At 39.0% G+C, this 400-nt stretch carries 1 protein-coding gene; it reads left to right on the top strand.

Going from position 1 to position 400, the window contains the following annotated elements; genetic code table 11:
* Positions 1-400 (top strand): transposase (locus tag TR08_RS24170; RefSeq protein WP_045522606.1); only part of this gene is annotated, 400 nt, incomplete at both ends.

Below are 400 nucleotides of genomic sequence, written 5' to 3'. Positions count from 1 at the left end.
TAGATGTCATGAGGGGGTGGAAGTCTTTAATGAAACGACAACCAGGACCCAAGAAGGCTCAATTATTAATCAATCTAGCAAAATCCTCTATTGGGACCAGACAGGCCCTGGATGCTTATAAATTCCATTTAGAACAACTATTAGAGGAATATGACCTCGCTGTAAAACAACTCGAAAGAGTTGAACAACAAGTTAAAGAAGTTCTCTCCAAAATACCATTTGCAAAAAAACTACTGATGATTAAAGGAATAAGTGAAATTTCATTAGCCGGGATACTTGGTGAATCAGGAGATCTAAGTGGTTTCTCTCACGGAAATTCTCTATTACGTCATGCGGGATTACACCTAGCTGAAGCAAGTTCAGGAAAATGGAAAGGTCAGATTGTCATTTCAAAGCGTGG

Source organism: Neobacillus niacini, from assembly GCF_000759675.1.
GTDB classification, from domain to species: Bacteria; Bacillota; Bacilli; order Bacillales; family Cytobacillaceae; genus Neobacillus; species Neobacillus niacini_A.
This window is presented reverse-complemented; position numbering and strand designations above follow the sequence as displayed.